Annotated in this window: 16 protein-coding genes; 7 read left to right on the top strand and 9 right to left on the bottom strand. The window is 73.6% G+C overall.

Annotated features, from left to right (window positions below):
• The first annotated feature begins 109 nt into the window (after nucleotides 1-109).
• On the top strand, nucleotides 110-757 hold the full coding sequence (locus FXF65_RS21635; RefSeq protein ID WP_222868691.1) for a DNA alkylation repair protein: 648 nt from the start codon (nucleotides 110-112) through the stop codon (nucleotides 755-757).
• On the opposite strand, the gene FXF65_RS21630 is transcribed toward FXF65_RS21635, so the two are convergent.
• Nucleotides 732-1,304: a glycoside hydrolase family 25 protein gene (locus FXF65_RS21630; RefSeq protein WP_148351808.1), complete on the bottom strand. Its 573-nt coding sequence runs from the start codon at nucleotides 1,302-1,304 to the stop codon at nucleotides 732-734. The genes FXF65_RS21635 and FXF65_RS21630 overlap by 26 nt on opposite strands.
• 134 nt (nucleotides 1,305-1,438) lie before the next feature.
• Nucleotides 1,439-5,518, bottom strand: a complete 4,080-nt coding sequence (locus FXF65_RS21625) for an NB-ARC domain-containing protein (RefSeq protein ID WP_148351807.1) — start codon at nucleotides 5,516-5,518, stop codon at nucleotides 1,439-1,441.
• Between the two features lie 307 nt (nucleotides 5,519-5,825).
• On the opposite strand from FXF65_RS21625, the gene FXF65_RS21620 reads away from it, so the two are divergent.
• Genes FXF65_RS21620 through FXF65_RS21610 form a run of 3 tightly spaced genes read left to right on the top strand, consistent with a single transcriptional unit; the run spans nucleotide 5,826 to nucleotide 8,958 of the window.
• Nucleotides 5,826-6,731: a metallophosphoesterase family protein gene (locus FXF65_RS21620; RefSeq protein ID WP_222868665.1), complete on the top strand. Its 906-nt coding sequence runs from the start codon at nucleotides 5,826-5,828 to the stop codon at nucleotides 6,729-6,731.
• A 50-nt stretch (nucleotides 6,732-6,781) separates the two neighbouring features.
• Nucleotides 6,782-8,008 carry an MFS transporter gene (locus tag FXF65_RS21615; protein ID WP_148351805.1) on the top strand — a complete coding sequence of 409 codons (1,227 nt, stop codon included), beginning with the start codon at nucleotides 6,782-6,784 and terminating at the stop codon, nucleotides 8,006-8,008.
• The gene (locus FXF65_RS21610; RefSeq protein WP_148351804.1) at nucleotides 8,005-8,958 is read left to right on the top strand and encodes a TolB-like translocation protein; all 954 of its coding nucleotides are present in this window, start codon (nucleotides 8,005-8,007) and stop codon (nucleotides 8,956-8,958) included. Before FXF65_RS21615 ends, FXF65_RS21610 begins: the two co-directional genes overlap by 4 nt.
• A gap of 13 nt (nucleotides 8,959-8,971) precedes the next feature.
• On the opposite strand, the gene FXF65_RS21605 is transcribed toward FXF65_RS21610, so the two are convergent.
• Nucleotides 8,972-9,472: a luciferase domain-containing protein gene (locus FXF65_RS21605; RefSeq protein ID WP_148351803.1), complete on the bottom strand. Its 501-nt coding sequence runs from the start codon at nucleotides 9,470-9,472 to the stop codon at nucleotides 8,972-8,974.
• A gap of 141 nt (nucleotides 9,473-9,613) precedes the next feature.
• On the opposite strand from FXF65_RS21605, the gene FXF65_RS43860 reads away from it, so the two are divergent.
• On the top strand, nucleotides 9,614-9,811 hold the full coding sequence (locus FXF65_RS43860; RefSeq protein WP_222868664.1) for a three-helix bundle dimerization domain-containing protein: 198 nt from the start codon (nucleotides 9,614-9,616) through the stop codon (nucleotides 9,809-9,811).
• Nucleotides 9,812-9,859: 48 nt separating this feature from the next.
• Here FXF65_RS43860 and FXF65_RS21600 read toward each other — a convergent pair whose 3' ends face one another.
• The 6 genes from FXF65_RS21600 to FXF65_RS21575 form a co-directional block, all read right to left on the bottom strand.
• The gene (locus FXF65_RS21600) at nucleotides 9,860-11,272 is read right to left on the bottom strand and encodes a hypothetical protein (protein ID WP_222868663.1); all 1,413 of its coding nucleotides are present in this window, start codon (nucleotides 11,270-11,272) and stop codon (nucleotides 9,860-9,862) included.
• An 89-nt stretch (nucleotides 11,273-11,361) separates the two neighbouring features.
• Nucleotides 11,362-12,969, bottom strand: a complete 1,608-nt coding sequence (locus FXF65_RS44745) for a glycosyltransferase family 2 protein (RefSeq protein ID WP_222868662.1) — start codon at nucleotides 12,967-12,969, stop codon at nucleotides 11,362-11,364.
• A complete protein-coding gene (locus FXF65_RS44740; protein WP_148351800.1) occupies nucleotides 12,966-14,561 on the bottom strand; it encodes a glycosyltransferase family 2 protein in 1,596 nt (531 codons plus the stop codon). The genes FXF65_RS44745 and FXF65_RS44740 overlap by 4 nt, the downstream gene beginning before the upstream one ends.
• On the bottom strand, nucleotides 14,558-16,423 hold the full coding sequence (locus tag FXF65_RS21585) for a glycosyltransferase family 2 protein (RefSeq protein WP_148351799.1): 1,866 nt from the start codon (nucleotides 16,421-16,423) through the stop codon (nucleotides 14,558-14,560). Before FXF65_RS21585 ends, FXF65_RS44740 begins: the two co-directional genes overlap by 4 nt.
• Nucleotides 16,420-17,304 (bottom strand): class I SAM-dependent methyltransferase, encoded by an 885-nt coding sequence (locus FXF65_RS21580; RefSeq protein ID WP_148351798.1) that lies wholly within the window; start codon nucleotides 17,302-17,304, stop codon nucleotides 16,420-16,422. The genes FXF65_RS21585 and FXF65_RS21580 overlap by 4 nt, the downstream gene beginning before the upstream one ends.
• Before the next feature lie 115 nt (nucleotides 17,305-17,419).
• The gene (locus FXF65_RS21575; protein ID WP_148351797.1) at nucleotides 17,420-19,294 is read right to left on the bottom strand and encodes an arabinofuranosyltransferase; all 1,875 of its coding nucleotides are present in this window, start codon (nucleotides 19,292-19,294) and stop codon (nucleotides 17,420-17,422) included.
• A 283-nt stretch (nucleotides 19,295-19,577) separates the two neighbouring features.
• Here FXF65_RS21575 and FXF65_RS21570 point away from each other — a divergent pair, with 283 nt between their 5' ends.
• Both FXF65_RS21570 and FXF65_RS21565 read left to right on the top strand, forming a co-directional pair.
• Nucleotides 19,578-20,129 (top strand): RNA polymerase sigma factor, encoded by a 552-nt coding sequence (locus tag FXF65_RS21570; protein ID WP_148351796.1) that lies wholly within the window; start codon nucleotides 19,578-19,580, stop codon nucleotides 20,127-20,129.
• Nucleotides 20,126-21,043, top strand: coding sequence for a hypothetical protein (locus FXF65_RS21565; protein WP_148351795.1), 918 nt, complete (start codon nucleotides 20,126-20,128; stop codon nucleotides 21,041-21,043). Before FXF65_RS21570 ends, FXF65_RS21565 begins: the two co-directional genes overlap by 4 nt.
• Nucleotides 21,044-21,051 lie beyond the last annotated feature (8 nt).

Below are 21,051 nucleotides of genomic sequence, written 5' to 3'. Positions count from 1 at the left end.
CGTCCGGCCGACGATGAGGCTCCGTCGTAGTCTGATGACCGCATGTGACGGACGTCCGAGGGAGGCGGCGGTGGGCGACACGGCGGTGGCCGAGGTGATGGCCGAGGTGATGGCCGAGTTGGCCGGGCTGGACGATCCGAAGACGCGGGCGGTGAACGAGAGGCACGGCGACGACCACGGTGTGAACCTCGGCAAGCTGCGGGCGCTCGCGAAGCGGTTGAAGACGCAGCAGGAACTCGCGCTGGGCCTCTGGGAGACCGGCGACAGCGCGGCGAGGCTGCTGGCCATGCTGATCTGCCGTCCGAAGGCGTTCGGGCGCGACGAGTTGGACGCGATGCTGCGCCAGGCGCGCACGCCCAAGGTCCACGACTGGCTCGTGAATTACGTGGTGAAGAAGAGCCCCCATTCGGAGGAATTGCGCCTGGCGTGGTTCGCCGACCCGGATCCGGTGGTCGCGAGCGCCGGTTGGGCGTTGACCAGCGAACGCGTCCGGAAGAAGCCCGACGGCCTCGATCTCGACGGCCTGCTCGACATCATCGAGGCGCGGATGAAGGACGCGCCGGACCGCCTGCAGTGGGCCATGAACGAGTGCCTGGGCCATATCGGCATCGAGCACGCCGAGCACCGCGCCCGCGCGATCGGCATCGGGGAGCGCCTTGAGGTGCTCAAGGACTACCCGACTCCGCCGAACTGCACGTCGCCGTTCGCGCCCGTCTGGATCAACGAGATGGTCAGCCGGCGGACGCCCAATCCTTGAGGTCGTCGCGGCTCTTGAAATCGGCGACGTTCTTGTCGATGGGCTCCGAGGTGTACTGGTGGAAGAGCCACTCGTCCTGGATCTTCGGCTCGCCGGCCTTGCGGTAGTCGGCGATCCAGAGCCCGTCGGCCCTGTAGTCGGTGGTGCTCTTCCTCGTCCACAGGTCGCGGTTGCAGTAGAGGACCAGCCGGTGGCCGGGACGGAGCTTCTTCACCTCGTGCAGGAACTTGTCCTTCTGCGCGGCGGTGGGGAGGCGGCCCTTCGGGTCGGACTCCCAGTCGAGGGCGAGGATGTCGCCGTCCTCGGCGCCGCAGTGCTCGACGAAGTACTTGGCCTGGGCCTTGATCCTGGCCAGTCGGATTCCCCGGCGTCCGCGCAGGAAATGGTAGAACCCCACCGCGCATCCGGCGTCGCGGGCCCGCCTGGCCTGCTTGGCCCGGTAGGGATTGGTGTAGGTGCGTCCTTCGGTCGCTTTCACGATCACGAAGTCCACCCCTTCGGTCTTGAAGGTGGGCTCGTAGGAAGCCACGTCGATGCCGTGCAGCATGGCGGACCCTTTCGGCTCTCAGGCCGACCCCTGCGAAGACCATTCCTCCAGCGCGGAGGCCGGCCACCTGCCGCCGGGACACAAGTCCGTTCGTCCTGACCACATAGGCATGGCTTCCCGGCGGCCGGGGGACGTCAATTCCTGCGGAGGGTGAAGGAGTAGAGGCGGTCTAGGCCGGTGGCCATGAAGCCGGTGGAGTCCGGGAACCAGGTGAGCGAGGCGTAGGACACCGCCTCGGCGCGGATACCGGTGATGATCTCGCCGGTCGCGGTGTCGGCGACGCGGAGCACGCCGTCGTCCGAAACGGCGAGGAGGAGCGCGCCGGACGGGGCGATCACCGGCGGCCCCGCCAGCCAGCCCGGCGGGCCGCCGATCTCGCGCAGGACGGACCCCTCCGTGCCCCGGATCGTGAGCGTCGACCGGTCGTCGCCGGTCGTCGTGAACCACGTCCCGGCGGGGGAGATCGCGGGGTCGCGGCCGGGGACGCGGGCCCGGCGCGTCCCGTCGCGGTGCCAGAGTTCGACGGCGCCGCCGCCGTGGAGCGCGAACCAGGTGGACGCGACGACCGGCGGTACGGCGCATGGAACGCCGAGGTCGCGGGAGACGCCGTCCGCGTCGTCGATCGCCAGCCCGGACGGCCCCCAGGTGAGCAGCCCGCCCTCGGGGAAGAAGGCGTGGCCGTGCACGTCGGAACGGGTCGCGAGGTGGGCTCCGTCGTCCGCCAGCAGGGACAGCTCGCCGCCCGGGGAGAGCGTCAGGACGCGGTCGCGGTGCCGTCCCACGCGGACGAAGTCGCCGAGCCGCCCCAGCAGCAGCGTCTCGTCGCCGTCGTCGGTCCACAGCGCGGCGCCCCACCGGCCGCGCGTGGAGACGGTCACGAATCCGGGGGACGACGGATCGGCCGCCGGGCGCCTCTCCCCCGGCAGCAGCGCGACCCGCCCGCCGCTCTCGGTGCTCCACAACTGGAGCAGGTCGCCATGGACGGTGAGAATCCGGCGACCTTCGGAGAAGACGAAGAACTCGTCGTTCGCGTCCAGGAAGGGCCCGCACGTGAGGAGGACGCGGAATTGTCCGTCCGCGGCACGGACGGTCAGTTCCCAGCGCGGGCCGTGCGGCCCGCGCGGGCGACGGCCCGAGTGGCGCCGGAGCGCCTGCTCGACCAGCCACTCGCCGGACGGGAACAGCTCGGCCCGCCTGACGTCGCCGGTCCACTGCTTCGGCACCAACCGCCTGACGGCCTTGCTGTACAGGTGGATGGTGTCGCCGATCGCCACGGCGGCCGTCTCGGGGTCGGGTCCGAGCGCGGTGAGCGCGCCGAGGCGGGCGTAGCCGAGGCCGATGATCCGGTGGTCCAGATTCTTCTCCTCGCCCTGTCCGGTGAAGACGCGCGGCCCTCGCGTGGTCTCCGCCAGGAACAGGCCGGGCTCCCCCGGCACCGGTCGGGGCGCCGCCCACGGCGTGATGGGGCGGACGGTGTCGAGGGTCGGCGACCCGCGCGCCGGGGCGCTCTTCGGCCAGAGCGTCAGGGTCGTGGGCGCGCAGATGACGAGGTACTCGCCGTCCGGGGAGATCCACACGCGGGTGCCGGGCCGGACGTAGAAGTCCGGGGACTCGCGGGGCGTGCCGTCGGGATCGAGGAGCCGGAGGTCGCCGTCGTTGGTGACGGCCGCCAGCCACGTCCCGTCGGGCGCGATCGCGAGGGTGGACGGCCGGTCCAGTGGCGATCCGCGCTGTCCGTCCTCGGACTGGCGGCCGATCCGCCAACCGCTGTCGAAGTGCCGGGTGAGACTGCTCGTGGCGCGGAACCCGGTGAGGGCCGCGAAGCAGCCGAGCGGGCCGATGCCGCCGAGCAGGTCGAGCTTGTCGCGCAGCCCGGCGGCGAGGCCGCGGGCCACCACCGCGGCACGGCTCGGCCCTGACGGGTTCGCCGCCTCCAGGTGGCGGCGGTAGGTCGACCGTCCGGTGCTCAGCGCGCGGTAGGCGACCATGCCCGAGTTGGCGCCCCGGCCGCCGCCCTTGCGCAGCGTCGTCGCCCGCCAGCCGGTGCCGTCCCGGTCCCAGCGGCGGATGTTCCCGGCGGCGTCGACGGACGCGAGCCAGCCGCCGTCCGGGGAGACGGCGAGGCCCATCGTCCCGGTGCGCGGGCAGCCGGGGAGGCGGTCGAGCCGGACGCCGCGCGCCGTCCAGCAGCGGACGGTGCCGGTCCGGCCGAGCGTGGCGAGCCATGAGCCGTCGCCCGCCGCCGACCACCCGGCGAGCCCGCCGGGGTGGGCGGCGCCGAGGTCGGCGAAGTGCTCGCCGTCGCGGCCGAAGAGGTGCGCGTCGCCGCGGTCGGTGGCGACGACGAGCCAGGTGCCGTCCGGGCCGATCCGCACGGCGGCGGGGCGCGGGTCGGGCAGGTCGAGCTGCGCGCTGCCGAGGTCGGTGCCGCCGGGCGTCCACAGCCGGACGCCGCCGCGTTCGTCGACGGACGCGAGCCAGCTCCCGTCCGGCGCGAACTCCAGGCCGGTGACGTTTCCGTCGTGCCAGGTGAACCGGCGGACGAGCTTCGGGTCGGGCGCGTCGGGCAACGGCCAGCGCGCCTCCAGCAGCGCTCCGCCGCGCGCCGCCGCGTAGGCGTCGACGCGCTCGGACAGCTCGGGCACCAGCATCTTCAGGCGGCTGAGCAGCGTGCTGGTCAGCACCGCCGAGGGGACGGCGGGCTCCAGCAGGTGGGCGCTCTGCGCCAGCGCGGCGCGGACGAACTCCGCCTCCGGCGTCGTCCCGTACCGCAGGTCGCTGATCGCGGCGGCGGGCCCCAGCGTCCGGACCTTGGCGTCCAGCCAGCGGACGTCGGTGACCAGCTCGTCCACCTCGTCGGTCAGTTCCGCCTCGGACAGGTGGTGGACGAGGTACCGGAACAGGTAGCCGGGGGCGAGATCCCACCAGTCCCCCGTGCGTAAGCTCTCGACGAGCGCCCGGTGCACGGCGCGGTGGTCGGCGAGCCGCGACCTCGCGTAGTCGCGCAGGACGTCGTGCATCTCCAGCTCGCCGCCGTGCCTGCGGACGAGCGAGTGCTCCGCGAGCCGGGCGGCCAGCGCGTCGCACTCGTCCGGCGCGAGCCCGCCGGTCGCGCCCCACAGCGCGGTCACGGCGTCGAGTGGGACGAGGGCGTCCTCGGCGAAGACGCCCAGTTCGAGGTAGCGGTCGCGGAACCCTTCGCCGAGCGTCTCCAGGCTGTACTCGACGGTCGCGCGGACGGCGCGCTGCCTGCTGCCCCGGTCGTCGAGGTCCAGCGCGGCGGGCCCGGCGGCGCGCAGCCGGGCGGCGACGTCCCGGGCGACCCGCGCGGCCGGGAGACCGGTCTCGATCCGGTCCCGCAGCACGCCGTTGACCAGGGAGAGCAGCAGCGGCCACCGGCCCGTGAGGAGCAGCAGATCGCGGTGGCTGGACGGGTCGAGCGGCGGCAGCCCCTGGGTGAGGAGGCGGTCGGCGGCGTCCCGGTCCATCTGGTCGACGCGGATCCGCGCCGTCTCGCGGGGCAGGGCCTTCGCGTTGCGGGTGGTGACCAGGCGGGTGCAGTCGCCCGTCCCGCCGAGGAAGGGGGTGAGCTGGGCCTCGTCCCACACGTCGTCGATCACGAGGAGGGTCGGGCGGCGTCCGGCGAGGACCTGGCCGAGCTGGAGCCCGGCCTGCTCGGGGTCGCTGGTCGGCGCCGGCGTGCCGCCGAGCCGCGCGGTGAGCGTGCCGATCAGCTCGGCGAGGTCGGCGCCGCGCCGGTCGCGGCCGACCGTCGTCCACACGACGCCGCCCCGGTAGCGGCGCCGCACGTCGGGGTGGCGCGCCACCTCGCGGGCGAGCATGGTCTTGCCGAAGCCGCCCGCGCCGTGCAGGGCCGTGGTGAACGCGACGGTCCGGCCGCGCCGCCCGCGCAGCAGCTCGGACACGGCGGAGGACAGCTCGCGGCGGGGCACCCATCCGGCGTCCTGCGCGGGGACGTCGAACGGCGCCGAACCGCGCCGCTCGCCCCGGCCGCTCACGAACTCGACGGCCACGCCGAGCGCGATCAGCGCCAGCACGCAGCCGCCGGTGACGACGAGCCAGAACCGGAGGTCCCGGTCCCGTCCCGCGAGGACGAGATCGCTCAGCTTGTTGACCGGTATTCCGGCCAGCAGCGCGACGACCGCGACCGCGATCCCGAGGAACGCGACCAGCCAGCGGTCTCTGCCACGCAACGGACCTCCGACGACGGGTGAGGGGCCTGGTCCGGACCCCTCATCCTGGCGCATTCGGGAACGCGCCGCCACGGAAATGGTTCTCTTCGCAACCCCGGAATCGTCGCGATAACTGTGCTTTTCAATTTCCGGTTCGGGGTTATCCCGGCGCCGAGGCGCCCCCAATTCCTGACTCCCGTTTTTTACGGATCTTTGTTCTCCGGCGTCATTCATCCACTGGATGGCGTGCGCTCGCCGGGTCCTCGCCGGGACGTGTAACTGCGAAATTACCGTCCGGAGTGCCCAATTCCCCCGCAAAGGAGTGGACATGGCCCCAAGCAGAAGCGTGCTCGCGACCGTCCTCACGGGCGTCCTCGGCGCGGCCGCGATCGCGGCGGTCACGCTGCCGGGCGGCGCGGCCTCGGCGGCGGCCGACCCGGTCCTCGTCGGCGCCGGCGACATCAGCAACTCCGGCAGCGGCGACACCGCGACCGCGGCGCTGCTCGACAACATCCCCGGCACGGTCTTCACCGCCGGCGACAACGTCTACGACAGCGGCACGACCAGCGAGTTCAACACCTACTACAACCCGACGTGGGGACGGCACAAGGCCCGCACCCGGCCGTCGCCCGGCAACCACGACTACAACACCTCCGGCGCCACGGGCTACTACGGGTACTTCGGCGCGGCGGCGGGCGACCCGACCAAGGGCTACTACTCCTACGACATCGGCGCCAACTGGCACGTCGTCGCGCTCAACTCCAACTGCGGGTCGATCAGCGGCGGCTGCGCGGCGGGCGGCGCGCAGGAGCAGTGGCTGCGGGCCGACCTCGCCGCCAACCCGAAGCCGTGCACCATCGCCTACTGGCACCACCCCCGGTGGACGTCCGGCGCGAACCACGCGCCGACCACCACGGTGGGCCCGCTGGTGCAGGCGCTCTACGACAACAACGCCGACGTCATCGTCACCGGGCACAACCACCAGTACGAGCGGTTCGCGCCGATGAACCCGAGCGGCGCGGCCGACGCCGCGCGCGGCATCCGCGAGTTCGTCGCCGGGATGGGCGGGGCGAGCCACTACTCGTTCGGCACCATCCAGCCGAACAGCCAGGCGCGGAACAGCGACACGTACGGCGTCCTGAAGCTGACGCTGCACGCGAACAGCTACGACTGGCAGTTCGTCCCGCAGGCCGGAAAGACCTACGCCGACAGCGGCACCACCAACTGTCACTGACGTCCCGGGCCCGGCGCGCGACCCGCGCCGGGCCCTCCTGAGGAGCCGGCGTGTACCTTTCCACCCTCACCCGCCCGGCGAGGGGCCACCGCCGCGCGGGGCCCGTCGCCGCCAACGTCGTCGCCCTCGGCGCCGTCAGCCTCGTCACGGACGTCTCCGCCGAGATGGTCACCGCGATCCTGCCGCTGTACCTGGTGGTCGGACTCCAGTTCAGCCCGGCCGCCTACGGGGCGATCGACGGGCTCTACAGCGGGGCGACCGTCCTGCTCCGGCTGGTCGGCGGGTACGCGGCCGACCGCGTCGACCGGCGCAAGCCGGTGGCGCTGCTCGGCTACGGCGCGTCCGCCGCGGCGAAGCTCGGGCTGCTCGCGGCGGCGGGCTCCGGCATCGGGATCGGCCTCGCCATCACCGCGGACCGCGCGGGCAAGGGCCTGCGCACCGCCCCCCGGGACGCGCTCATCACGCTGTCCACGCCGCCCGACCGGCTCGGCCGGGCGTTCGGCGTGCACCGGACGATGGACGCCGCCGGGGCGTTCGCCGGTCCGCTCGTCGCGCTCGCCGTCCTCGCCGCCGCGCCCGGCTCCTACGACTCGGTCATCATGACGAGCTTCTGCGTCGCGCTCCTCGGCGTGCTGGTGCTCGTGCTGTTCGTCCGGGACACGCCGGGGCCGAAGCCGCCGCGCGAGGCGCTGCGCTGGCGGGAGCTGCTGCGCGGGCCCGCCGCGCGGCGGCTCGTCCCCGCGTCGGTGCTGCTCGGGCTCGCGACGATCGGGGACGGCTTCACCTACCTGCTCGTCGCCCAGCGCGCGGACCTCGCGCTCGGCTGGTTCCCGCTGCTCGCGGTCGCGACGAGCGGCGTCTACCTGCTGCTCGCCACGCCCCTCGGCCTGCTCGCCGACCGGGCCGGACGGCTGCCCGTCGTGCTCGGCGGCTACCTCACGCTCACCGCGACCTACCTGCTGCTCGGGCTCGCCCCGGGCGGCGGGCTCTGGCTGGTCGGCGCGGCCGTCGTCCTGCACGGGACGTTCTACGCCGCGACCGACGGCGGGCTGATGGCGCTCGCCGGGCCGCTGCTCCCCGCCGCGCTCCGGACGACCGGCATCGCGCTCGTGCAGAGCGGGCAGGCGCTCGCCTACCTGCTCTCGTCGGTGCTGTTCGGGGTGGCGTGGCAGGCGTGGGGCACCCGTCCGGCGCTGCTCGGCGCCGCCGCCGTCAGCGCCGCCGCCCTCGCCGGGACCGGTGTCCTCCTCCGCTCGCCAGAAAGGGCCGTCTCGTGAACGCTCGCTCCCGCGTCGCCGTCCTGACCGTCTCGTCCGTGCTGCTCGTGGCGGTGGCCGTCGCGTACACGGTGTTCCACGGCGCGGAGCCCGCGCCCGCCCGGACCTCGGGCGGGACGGGCGACGGCCGCCGCCTCCAGCTCCTCACCAACGGGCGGCTGTCCTACACGTCCCCGCCGGGATCGCGGCGGGTGACGCCGGTGGAGTGCGACCGGGCCTACGCCGCCGCCGGGACGGTCGCCTGCCTGCGCCCGGTCGGGGCGCTGAGCGCGGGCGCACTGGTCGTGATGGACGCCGGGCTGCGCGAGCGGCGGCGCGTCCCGCTCACCGGGTTCCCGAACCGGCTGCGGGTGTCGGCGTCCGGGCGGATGGTCGCCTGGACGCTCTTCATCGACGGCCACAGCTACGCGACCACGGGTTTCTCCACGCGGGCGGGCGTCCTCGACACGCGGACCGGGCGGCTCGTCAAGTCCCTGGAGGACTTCGCGATCACCAAGGACGGCGCCCCGTACCGGAACCGGGACGCCAACTTCTGGGGCATCACGTTCGCCTCAGACGACAACCGGTTCTACGCAACGTTGTCCACGGGCGGTAAGCGGTATCTCGTGCAGGGCGACTTCGCGGCCCGGACGGTCCGGACGCTCGCGCCCAACGTCGAGTGCCCCTCCCTTTCGCCGGACGGCACGCGCCTGGCCTACAAGTCGGCCATCGGCGGCGACCCGAAGAAGGGCTGGCGGCTGTCGACGCTCGACCTCGCCACGCTGCGGACGGCACCGCTCGCCGAGACGCGCAGCGTCGACGACCAGCCCGTCTGGCTGGACGACCGCACCCTCGGCTACACGCTCCAGCTCAGCGACGGCAAGAACCAGACGTGGGCGCTCCCGGCGTCCGGCGGCGGGCGGCCTCGGCTGCTGCTCGACAACGCGAGTTCGGTGTCGCCGGTCCCGTGAGGTCCGAGGGAACTCACGGCCGTGTGCGCGGCTGCCGGGAGATGCCGAGCAGGGCGACCCGCCGGGCGCGCGGGCAGGGCGGCTCTAGGCGCTCGGGTCCGGCGATCGTCCGGGTGCCCGCGGCGATCGCGAGGCTGGCCAGCGACAGGATCAGCGAGACGTCGGCGTGGCCGTCCATCCGGATCCGCACCCACTCCTCCCCGTCCTCCTCGGACGTGGTCGGCACGGCGGGCTCGTCCGCCGATATGGGGATGAGCTGGCCGGACTCGTGGAGCGCCGGAAGCAGCCGCCGCACCGTCGGCGCGCCGAGCCGCAGTTCCGCCTCGTGCTCCCCGGGCAGGTGGACGATCTGCCGCCCGCCCAGGGCTAAGGCCGATCCCGTGCCGCATTCCGCCGCGGATACCCGCAGCCCCGGCCAGCCGGATAGTTCGTCCACGACCCGGTCGACGAGACGAGTACCGGGTTTCGCGCCGTTCGAAAAGGGAAGCCGGTTAAGCCCGGCTCTCGCGCCCATGGGGCCATCGTTCACCCAACGCTCGCCAAAGCGGCACCCTTTGGCCTCAAATCGTTATGCCCGGCCGCATCCGGTCACTCGCGGAAATCCATCGGCGCTGGGGCGTTGCGCATCGCGCATTTCCGAGGAAGCATTTTGGACATGGACACTGCGGCGCGCGAGAAGACGGCCATGACAGAGGTCACCGCCCGGCTGATGAAGGCGTACGGCGACACGCACGACGCGGACGAGGTCGCCGAGGCGGTCAGCGCGATCCACCACCGGTTCGACGGGCGTCCGGTGCGCGACTTCGTCCCGATCCTGGTCGAGCGGGACGCGCGCCGGGCGCTGTCGGGCTGACCGCCCCGCCCCCGGCGCGGTACCGGGCGTCAGGGCTTCCAGAGCACGTCAGGGCTTCCAGAGCGCTGCGGACGGGGACGCGGGCGTCAGCGTGACCGACCCCGTCCACGCGATCCCGGACGCCTGCGGCAGGTACCCGGCGTCGAGGAAGAAGCCGCGGTTGATCGAGGTCACGGTGGCCGGGGCGCCGTTGTCGCCCGCGCCCATCGGCTGCCGGACCGCCTCGACGCTCGCGATGTCCGCGACCTTGGCGCCGGCCGGGAGTTCGACGGTGGTGGCGGCGGGCAGGTCCCGCTCGATCGACCACGACGGCGTCGAATGGTCGGAGCGGTAGAGCGTGCCCGGGTCGCGCTTGAGCCGGACTCCGATCGACACTCCGGGGATCGACCCGGTCCCGGTGGGCGCGCCGGTCTGCTTCTTGAATTCGAGGAAAAGGTAGGTGCGCTGGTCCCCCACCTGCGGGGTGTTCGGGTCGGCCGGGTTCTCGATCTTGTTTTCGCGGACCATTTCCTGGGCCATCACCGGATACGTCCAGGGCGAGCGGTCCATGACGACTTCGCGGGCGCGGTCGGCCGGACGGGTCGGCGTCGAGTCGAGGAAGAAGCGCAGTTTCGCGTCCGGAGTGACGGTGTCGCACATGTTGTTGTTCACCGTGCACGTCTGGAGGAGCGGGTGGTCGCCTTCGTAGCGTCCGGCGAACGCGAGCGTCTGGTGGTTGGGGGCCTGGTAGACGCCGGTGCCGGGGACGCGCCGCCCGGCCGCGTCCACCTCGACCCGGTACACCCATTCGATGTCGGTGGTGCGTCCCCAGCGGGCCATGAGGGCGGGGGTGTCGGTGCCGCCGTCCTCGTTGCTCCACACCACCGAGTACTCCAGGACGCGGTGTCCGGGCCTGGTCGCGGGCAGTTCCTCGTGCCAGGCGAGCAGCGGGGTGTCGGTGCGGGCGTTCTGGTAGGCGTCGCCGAGCTGCGGCAGCGTGCGGCCGACGACGATCGGGGCGTGCCGCAGCGCGACCTGGTCGGCGCGCGGCGTCCCGGCCCGCGCCCGCCGGATCGTGACGCGGCGGGCCGCCGCCGCGCTCCCGGCGCTCGCGAACGCGAAGGTCAGGCGGTGCTTTCCGGGCCGGACGGGGCCGAGCGCGACGCTGCGCGCGGTCGGCTCCGCCGAGGGGACGACGAGGTCGGTGACGTGCCGTCCGTCCACGGCGACGGCGACCACGGCGGCCTCCGCGCCCTTGCGCGCCCACGAGACGCCGGGCGCGGCGACCGTGAACGTCGCGACCGCCTCCCCGCTCCGGGACGCGACGAACGGCAGCCCGCGCGCGGGCCCGCCGCGCTGCACGACGATCGACTCGGGACCGTGCGCGGCGGCGTACGCGGGGGCGTACGCGGGGGTCGCCACCAGCGGCGCGGCCAGCGCTCCGGCCGTCGCGAGGATCACTGCGCCTGGGGAAGGTTTCATGATCGAGGACATTAGGCGGCCGAAATTGCGTCCCTGTGAATTCCGGAACGTGTCGAGGTGACAATCCGGTTCGCCGGGGCGGCGGTCGTTCAGCGGCGCAGCAGGCGGCGGCGGAGGCGTCCGATCCGGCGCCGGAGCCGGCGCTGCAACTGGGCGTTGAGCTCGGCCCGTACCGTTTTCAGCTCGCCGTCCAGGGTGTTCGCGCGGCTCTGCCACTTCGCCGCGTCGGCCTCCCATTTCTGGGCCTTGGCCTGCCAGTCGACCGGCGGTTTCGGGACGCTCTCGTCCCCGGCCGGTTCGAGCCCGTAGTCGGCGCCGTCCACGGTGTGCGCGCCGAACATCTCGGCGACGGCCTCGTCCCTGTCGCCGCCGGGTCCGGTCACGCGGGCGGCGCGGGCGAAGGCGCGGGTCTGCTCGAACCGGGCCTGGACGTCGCCCGGCAGGTCGAGGATCACCAGCCCGTACCCCTCCTTCTCCACGAGCTGGATCAGGCGGCGGAGCGTCGTGGAACCGGGCACCCATCCGGCGGGGCAGCGGAAGCGGTACGGCGCGGGGAACGAGGTGTCCGGCGCCGTCTCGACGAGGCGCACGCGGCCGTCGTCCCCGAGGCCCTCGCGGATGAGGCGCAGATCGAGGAGCGGGTCGCCGAGGATGTCGCGGCGGCCGTCGTCGAGCCGCGACCACGGCCCGGTCAGGACCACGCCCACGTCGGACACGAGGCCGGACGCGAGCCCGCTCACCGTCGCGCGGGCCTGCTCCCACGCCGCCTCGGACACGTCCACGACGGCCTCGACGCCGGGGACCTTCCACGTCCGTCCGGGGTCGGGCCTGCGCTTGCGCGGGACGAGCACCCGGTTGGCGTAGAACGGCTGGCAGTAGCGGGTGGCGCGCGCCCCGTCCGTCATGGTGGTGGACCAGCCGAGGTGCCAGCTGCTGCTCGCCGTCTCCGGGACGAACACCGCCCCGGCCTGCCCGAGCCGGTACCCGAACTCGGTGTCCTCGCCGAGGATCATGTCACCGTCGACCTGGCCCGCGTCGAGGTAGAGCTCGCGGTGGTAGGAGGCGGACGCCCCGGTGAAGATCCGGGACGCCTGCGCGCCCGCCGCGCGGAGCATGTCGGTCTCTTCGATGAACTTCTCGTAGTGGTGGAGCTCGTAGGCGTCCGACTCGAAGAGCTTCTCCGCCCCGCCGCGCGCCACCGCGTCATGGACCTCCCGCGGCGTCAGCGCGCCGGGCTGGAAGTCCACGAACCGCTTGTGCCCGACGACGGCGATGTGGTCGGCGAGGTGGTGCCAGCGGAGCTGCGCCTCCACGTTGTCGTGGAAGCAGACCATGTCGGCGTCCAGCCGGACGATCACGTCGCCCTCCGCCGCGAGCGCGCCGGAGCGGTAGGCGTGCGCGCAGCCCCAGCCGCCGGACAGGCTCGGCACGATCCGGCACAGCTCCGGCCGGATCTCCGGCAGCTTGAGCGGCGGGTCGCTGCCGTCGTCGGCGATCACGACTTCGAGCAGGCGCGAGGGGTAGGTCTGCGCGGCGAGCGCGGCGAGCGTCAGGTCGAGCTTGTCCTGCGACCCGTACGCGGGAATCACCACGCTCACCGTCAGGGTGGGCTCCCAGCAGCCGAGCTCCGCCGGCCGGAGAGAGCCGTAGTCGTTCTCCTTGACACGAGGCTGCGCGATGCGAGGCTGCGCGGTCATCGGGACTCCTTGCGTCGGCTCAAGCTTGAGGCCCTCCGGCGGGAAGCCTCCAGCAGCTTCGTGCTCAGCGGGGCTCTGAGCTTGCGCCGGAGCCGGTCCGTCTCGGCCTCCCAGCGCTCCGCCCGCTTCTTCCAGGTGAGCAGGTCCTCGGTGCGCCGGGAGGGCGGCGCGGCGTCGGCGGCGGGGACGAGGGCCCATTCCGTCCCGTCGATCCAGACCGACCCGTACGTCGCGTAGACGACGTCGTCGAGGTCCTCGCCGTCGGTCCGGACGGCGAGGGCGCGGGCGACGGCGGCGGTCCGCTCGAACCGCGCGACCTTCAGTTCGGCGGCTTCGGGCAGCGCGAGCAGGACGGCGCCGAAGTCCTCGGTCTCGGCCAGTTCCAGCAGCCGCTGGAGCGCGTCGAACGTCGGCGCCCAGCCGGGCGGGCAGGTCAGCCGGAACGGCGCGGGCGCGGACGTCGGCGCGGCCTCCTCGGCGAAGGTCACCCGCCCGTCGTGGCGGAACGCGGCACGGGTCAGCCGCAGGTCGAGCAGCGGGTCGTCGAGCGGAGCGCGGCGCTCGTCGCCCAGCTCGGACCAGGGCCCGACGATCGTCACGGCCGCGTCGGGCAGGGTGCTCGCGAGGACCGCGCCGACGGTGGCGCGCACCTCCTCGTGCGGGCGTCCGCGCGCCTCGACGACGACGTCCACGCACGGGACGAGCCACTGCCGCCCCGTGCCCCGGTGCCGCCAGTCGCGGTGCATCGGCAGCCGGTGGCTCAGGTACGGCTCGTTGTGCCGGGTCAGCCGCTCCTCGTCGCGCATCTGCGTGGACGGCCCGAGGTGCCAGCTCCGCGCCTCCGGCTCGGGGACGAACACCGCGCCGCGCTGCGCCAGCCGGTAGCCCAGCTCGACGTCCTCGCCTAGGACGAGCGAGTCGTCCATCCCTCCGGCGGCCGTCAGCAGGGAGGCGTGGACGGAGGCGGTCGCGCCGACGTGGACGCGGAAGCTGCGGGAGCCGTGTCTCCGCAGGCCGTCCGTCGCGTCGATCATGTCCTCGACCCACTCGTGGCGGCGGCTCCGGTCGAGGTCGAACAGCTTCTCCGCCGAGCCGCCCTCGACCGCGTCGAACACCGCCTGCGGGGTCGGCCAGCCCTCGTCCGCTTCGACGAAGCGCTTGTAGCCGAGGACGGCGAGGTAGTCGGCGAGGTGGTGCCAGCGCAGTTGGGCCTCGACGTGTTCGGGGAAGGCGATCAGGTCGGCGTCCAGCCAGTGGACGACGTCGCCGTCGGCGGCGAGCGACCCGGTGCGGCAGGCGTGCGCGCGTCCCCAGCCGTCGCCGCCGGTGCGGAGCAGGCGCGTCCGCTCCGGGACGATCTCCGGCAGCCGCAGCGGCGGCGCGCTGCCGTCGTCCACGACCACGACCTCCAGCAGCCGGGACGGGTACGTCTGCGCGGCGAGCGACGCGAGCGTGAGGTCCAGTTTCTCCTGGTTCCCGTAGGCCGGGATCACGACGGAGACGGACAGCCGGGGCTCCCATTCGCCGATCTCCGGCGGCGCGAGGGTCCCGTAGTCGTTGTGCCGGACGCGCGGCGCTTCGGGCGCGCTCATCGGACGTCCCCGATCACGGGCAGGGGGAACCGCTCCGGGGAGATGAGGGAGCTGAACCGGCGTCCGCGCCACTGCCGGGCCGCGGCGCGGAGGAAGTAGGTGACGGGCTGGTTCCAGGTGTGCCCGGCGGCGCGGCGGTGGAGGGCGTAGCCGAGGCTGTGCGCGCCGTAGGTCCGTCCGCCCGCCGCCGTGAGGACGTCGACGAGCGCCGCGTCGACGTGGCGCGGGACGGGCGGGAACCCTCCCACCGAGTCGAGGACGGGTCTCTCCATGACGAACGTTCCCCCCGAGATCCAGCGGCCCATCAGCTCGGAGCGCGCCTTCCGGTAGATGGTGAGGTCTATCTGCCCCAGGTAGACGAACTGAGCATGGCATCCGACCAGCTCAGCGCCGCTGTAGCCGGACGCGAGCAGCATGTCGGCGAGGAAGTCGGGGCCGTACCAGTCGTCGTCGTCCCATTTCGCCACGTACCGGCCGGAGGCCCGCGCGACGCCGAGGTTGAGCGCGACGCCGAACGGGACGTCGGCGGGCACCTCGACGACCGTGAACGGCCGGTCGAAGGCGGTGACCGCCGCCTTCACCTCGGGCAGGTCCGCCGGGATCCCGTGCAGGGTGAGGACGAGTTCCAGGTCGACGTCCCGCTGCGCGGCGATCTGCCCCAGCGCGAACCCGAGGAACTCCGGGCGGCGCGTGCACAGCACGACCGACGCGGTCGGCCGGGGCGGGACCGGGAGCCCGGCCGCCATGGCGAGGCTCCGCCAGCGCGCCTCGGTCGAGTGGCCGCGCAGCGCCGCCCGGCGGAGCCGCACGCTGTGCTCCTCCCGGCGCAGGTCGTCGGACATGACCGCGGTTGCGATCAAGGCGGCGGTGAGGTCGCGGCCGAGGGCCATCGCCCAGGGCGGCGCCTTATCCGCGCGGAGCGGGACCCCGGCGGCGGCGAGCCCGGCGACGACCCGCGCGGTCGCGAGGGGGCGCGTGCCGGTGCCCCAGTCGACGGTCACGGCGCGCACCTGGCGGAGCCGGTCGACGTCGGCGTCGGTCACGGCCCCCGACTCCGGGAACAGCACGAGGTCGTCGGAGCCCGCGCGGACGCACCAGCGGTCTTCCGCCAGGGTGAGCACGGCGTCCCCGAGTTTCGGGTCTGTGACGAAGCCGGTCGGGTTAACCGAGCGCTCGTCGACGGGCGGGACGGCGTCCATCTCGTAGAGGGTCTCGCTGCCGGACGACGGCCGGTCGATCACGATCTCGACCCTCGGATCAGCCCATTCGCCCGGGTCGGGGGACGTGCGGAGCACGACGTCGGCTGGCGGAGGGCCGTCCGGGTTCCCGAGCGGGCCGCGCGGCGTCGTCGGCGTCGCGCCGGGATCGCCGGGCCGCCAGTGCGACGCCCCGGGCCCGGCCAGCGCGACCCGCGGGCCCGGGACCGGCCGGAGCCGGTGCCCGCCCTGCCCGCGCACCAGCGCGGCGACCGACTCCCCCACCGGGCGCGGCCCGGCGAACGCGATCTCCACGGCCCACTCGCCCGCCGTCCCGCGCCGCGCCTCGAAGGAGAGCGATCCGGGAACGGATGCCGGGATGAAGGGCCGGTCGGCGGACGACACCGCCACCGCGACCACGTGCCGCGCCGCCTTCGGAAGCAGCGCCGCGAGGGACGCCGCGCGGCGGAGGTCGGTGAAGGTGCGGGCGAGCACGGCGACCGTCCCGGAGCCAACGTCGTCGGCGGGTTCTTCGACGGCGTCCAGGTCGACGACCCTGCCCGGGGCCAGTTCGCGGACGGCCGCCTCCTCCTCCGGGCGGAACCCGATCGCGAGGAGCAGCGACGGCGCTTCGGCCAGGACGCCCCGGATCAGTTCCGGGATCATGGCGTCCGCCGGGTGAACACGTGCGCGCCCTTCTCGAACGGCAGGACGGTCCGCTCGATCTCGGGGTGCTCGGCCAGCCACCGGTCGCTGATGGCGGTCTCCTCGGCGCGGCGCGAGTCGTCCAGGACGATCACCGCGTCCGCCGCGCACCGCGAGAGCAGCAGCGGGACCGCCGGGTAGCGGGCTTCGGGGCCGGTGGCGGCCGGGGGGCCGTCCACGAACAGGACCCCGATGTCGGCGAGGTCTTCCAGCGCCTCGACGGAGTACCAGGGGTAGGCGCGGTCGCCGGACGTCCAGTCGGCGAGCGGGGCGCTGCGGATCTCGACCACGCGCTCCAGGCCGTGCGCGCGGATCAGCTCGCGGGACAGCTCCCCGTACCGCTCGTCGTGTTCGAGGCACACGACCCGCGCGGACGCGAGCTGCTCGGCGAAGTACCCGAGCCACACGCTGGACGACCCGCTCCCGCACTCGACGATCAGCTTCGGCCGCCGCCGCGCGACGGCCTCGGTGAGGTGGCGCAGGACGTCCGGGGACGCCGCCCAGCCGCGCAGCGGCGGCATCGGGGCGCGCGGCCGGACGAGGCTCCGCAGGTCGATGTACGCCTCAAGCTGGTCGTAGTGCGCGGCGCTCGTCCGCGCGAGGTCGACGAGGTCCGTGGACACGGCGGACACCTCGCCGCTGAGCTTGTCCAGCCGGGGTCTCAGCCCGTCGCCCACCGCCGTGCTCACGGACGCGAGGCGCTCGTCGAGTCCGATCAGCCGGCGCGTGACGGTCGACGCCCAGCGTCTGGCCCGGCGCAACACGATCAGGACCGGCACCGCCGCCGCCGCGGATACGCCGACGGCGGCCGTGAGCCACGCCGCGTTCGCGCCATCGAGCATCCGGACAGCCTTTCCGTGGGAAACCTGCCGCCTCGTAGTATCGAGCGGCGCACGGGGCGCAATGGGCGGATGCCGCCATTGCCGAGTTACCTTTCACGAGCTATTCGCCCGTTATTTACCGGCGGCGGATGGCAACCGAAGTGTTCGCGGGAAGCCCGTCCACCAGCACGAACGCCGCCGGATCGAACTGCCGCGGCTGGAAGCGCACCACGCCCCGCGCACCGCCCGGACGCCACACCAGTTCCCCGCCGTCGCGGCGCAACACGAATACGTCGATCGGCCCGAACCGCGTTTTCGCCGAGGCGGCGGCGAAGGCCGCCGGGTCGGTGATCAGGGAGAGCCTGGTCAGCTCGGCGAACCGGTCGTCCCAGCGGGTCGGGCCCCCGGCGGAGCCGCGGTCGACGGCGATGTACCCGCGCCAGGGCAGGAACGCGAACAACTGCTCGTCGGACGACAGGGTGCGGGGCCGCGCGTCCGTCCCGAGGACGTTCTCGACCGCGCGCCGCACCGGCTCGACGGGGAACCAGGTCGGCACGCCCGCCTGCGCGGCTTCGCCGCTGAACCGTGGACGGCCGCCGTCCGGCAGCGGCTGGAGGTGGGCGCGGGCGGCCTGCCGGTTCTGCGGCCCGGCGGCGGCGAGGTCGGGGACGGCGGTGCCGTCGCGTCCCGGCGTCCAGTGGGTGACGGGCATGTTGAGCTGCCAGTACCCGTACCCGGTGAAGATCAGCACGACGGCGGCCAGGGCGGTCCCGCTGCCGCGCGGAAAGGGCGTCCCGGCCCGCCGCGCCAGCGCCGGGGCGACGTGGACGGCGGTGAGCACGGCGGCGGCGAGCAGGCACGCGGACACCAGCGGGAACACATAGTGCAGCAGCCCGGTGTGCCCGGTCGTGACGAACCGCGCCATGCTGATCAGGTAGTAGCCGTAGGCGCCGAGCACGACCGCGAGCAGGGGCGTCGCCCACCACGCCGTCCGGCGCAGCCAGACGAGGCCGACCGCTCCCGCCGCCTGCGCAACGCCGAGCGGCGTCATCGCGAGGAACGGAAGCGGGTTGGACGAGATCGCGCTCGACTCGTAGGTGTCGGCGACCTGCTGCCCGCCGTGCAGCATCGCCCACCCGTACGGGACGACGTACCAAGACGACACCGCCAGCATCACGGCGACGACGCGGGCGACGTGCCACGCGTACGCGCGGCGGTCGTCCTCGCCGCGCCAGGTGAGCCACACCAGCGCGAGGATGCCGGGCGCCGCGTACACCAGGTAGCCGAAATGGACGAGCGCCGCGAAACCCCCGGCGAGCCCGGCGGGCAGCCAGTGCAGGCGTCCGCGCGGCGGCTTCGCGACCGCTAGCAGGAGCAGCGGGACGACGACCGCGAGGGACAGGACCTCGTGTGCCTTGTCCGGCTTCCCGAACGCGGCGAGGCCGAGCGCGGCGATCGCGAGCGCCGCGCCCGGCGAGGTCAGCCGCGACCACAGCAGGAACGCCGCGACGACCGACGCCGACACGACGAGGATCAGCGCGGGCGCGACCATCCGCCACGCCGGGACGTCCAGGACCAGCGCGGACTTGCCGATCAGCCACGGCAGCAGCGGCGGGTACTCGGACGGGACGCCCGCGACGATGCCGTCGCTGCTCGCCGACCCGACCGTGTAGCGGGTGGCCATCGCGGCCATGCGTCCGGCGTCGCCGTAGACGCCTCCCGCCGGGAAGGGCGTGCCCTGCCAGGCGGTGCGCAGGAGCAGGACGGTCCAGGCGGCGAAGAGGCCCGCCGCCGCGCCGGTGATCGCGGGGCCGCCGCGCCGCCAGAGCGCGAGGCAGGCGGCCAGCGCGGTCGCGGCGCCGCCGATGGCGAGCGGGACGTCGGCGTGCGCCTGCCGGAACGGGTCCAGGCCGAACGCGGGAGGCGCGGCGGCGGCGAGCGGCGCGGCGACCGCCCAGACGAGCACAGCCCACAGCACGCCCACCCGACGCCGCCGCCTCGGCTCGTCCATGGCCTGCGTTTCTTCGCCGACCGGCTCTTCTTCGAGACTCAGCGCAGGTTTCAAGGCCGCGTACCCCCGGCACGCAACGAGGTTGGGCTGCACATGCTGCCATAGGCGCCGCGCTTCCAAACCGGTCCACGATCGAAACGGACGATGAACACGAGCCGCCGCCGTGATCAGCCAAAATGCCCATCGCGGTTGATTTCCTGACTCGACGGAAGGGCGGCTGAAATGCTCGCGCGCCCGGCGGACATCTCCCCGTCATCTGTCCCCGGCACCCGGAGGAGATGACTTGGGAAACGAACGATCGGCCCGGTTCGAGGAGCTGTACTCGGCCCACCTCGGACACGTCACCGGCTACGTGCGCAGGCGAACGGACGACCCCGACGACGCCGCGGACGCGATCGCCGAGACCTTCCTGGTCGCCTGGCGCCGTCTCGACGACGTCCCACGGGACGGCACCGCCCGCTTCTACCTCTACGGGGTCGCGCGGCGGACGCTCGCCAACCAGCGGCGCGGGGAACGGCGGCGCCGGGCCCTCGCCGTCCGGATCGGCCAGGACCTCGCCTCCGACCTGGCGGCGGAGCCCGTCCCGGACCCGGGGCGTCCGGAGATCACCGCCGCCTTCCGCGCGCTGGCGGACGCCGACCGGGAACTGCTCGGCCTCGCCACCTGGGAGGGACTCGACCCGGGCGAGATCGCCGCCGTGCTCGGCGTGTCCCGCAACGCGGCCCGGATCAGGCTGCACCGGGCCCGCCGCCGCTTCGCCGCGGAACTGGAACGCCGCGCCGACCGCCCCGCCGTCCACGCCCCCGCCGCACGCTCGAAGGGAGAGCCCGCATGAACAACGACCTGGACTCGCTCGTCCGCCGCGCCGCCCCGCTCAGCGACGAGGAGGCCGTCCGCCCGGTGCGCGCCGAGACGCGCCGCGCCCTGCTCGCCCAGATCACCGCCGAGCCGACGACGGCGCCCCGCCGCGCCCGCCGGTGGAGCCTCGGTCTCCCGCTCGTCGCGGCCGCGGGGGCCTGCGCCGTCGCCGGGGCCTTGGTCCTCGCACCCTGGCATTCGGAGAAGGACACGCGGGTCGTCCCGTCCCCACGCGCGGGCAACCCGGGAACATTCGCCCCGAGCCCCGTCGCCGCACTCAGTTTCATCCACCACAAGCGCTACATCGAAGTGAAAATCAAGGACCCGGACGCCGACCCGGAGCGCTACCGAAAGGAATTCGCGGCCCAGGGCATGAAGATCGACCTCAAAATGGTCCCGGCATCCCCGAGCGTGGCCGGTCACGTCGTCATGCAGGACGGCGGCGCGGCCATCAAGCCGATCGTGACCAAGGGCTGCTATTCCGGGGGCGGCGGCGACACCTGCGTCAGCGGGCTGCGAATCCCGATCGGCTTCAAGGACGAGGCGATGATCGCGATCGGACGTCCCGCGCGGCCGGGCGAGAAGTACAACTCCACCAACAGCGCCTTCACACCGGGCGAAGCGCTCCACTGCGTGGACATCCGCGGCCTGACCGTGGACGCGGCCCTAGAGCGCATCCAGAAACGCCACGTGAAGGCCACCGTCTTCAACTACGACAGCGGAGGCCCTGCGGGCTACGTCAACGTCGGCCGCGAAAAGATCCCCGGCAACTGGTACGTCCTAGACGCCGAACCGTGGGCCCCCGGCGAGGTAATGCTGTTCGTCCAAAAAACCCGCCCAACCGGCAAACCCCAAAACAACATCCTCTTCCAAAACTGCCCCCACCCCTAACCCCACCG

It is taken from the genome of Actinomadura syzygii (assembly GCF_008085905.1).
GTDB classification, from domain to species: Bacteria; Actinomycetota; Actinomycetes; order Streptosporangiales; family Streptosporangiaceae; genus Spirillospora; species Spirillospora syzygii.
Note: the sequence above shows the minus strand (reverse complement) of the source record. Positions and strands in the feature narration are given on the sequence as shown.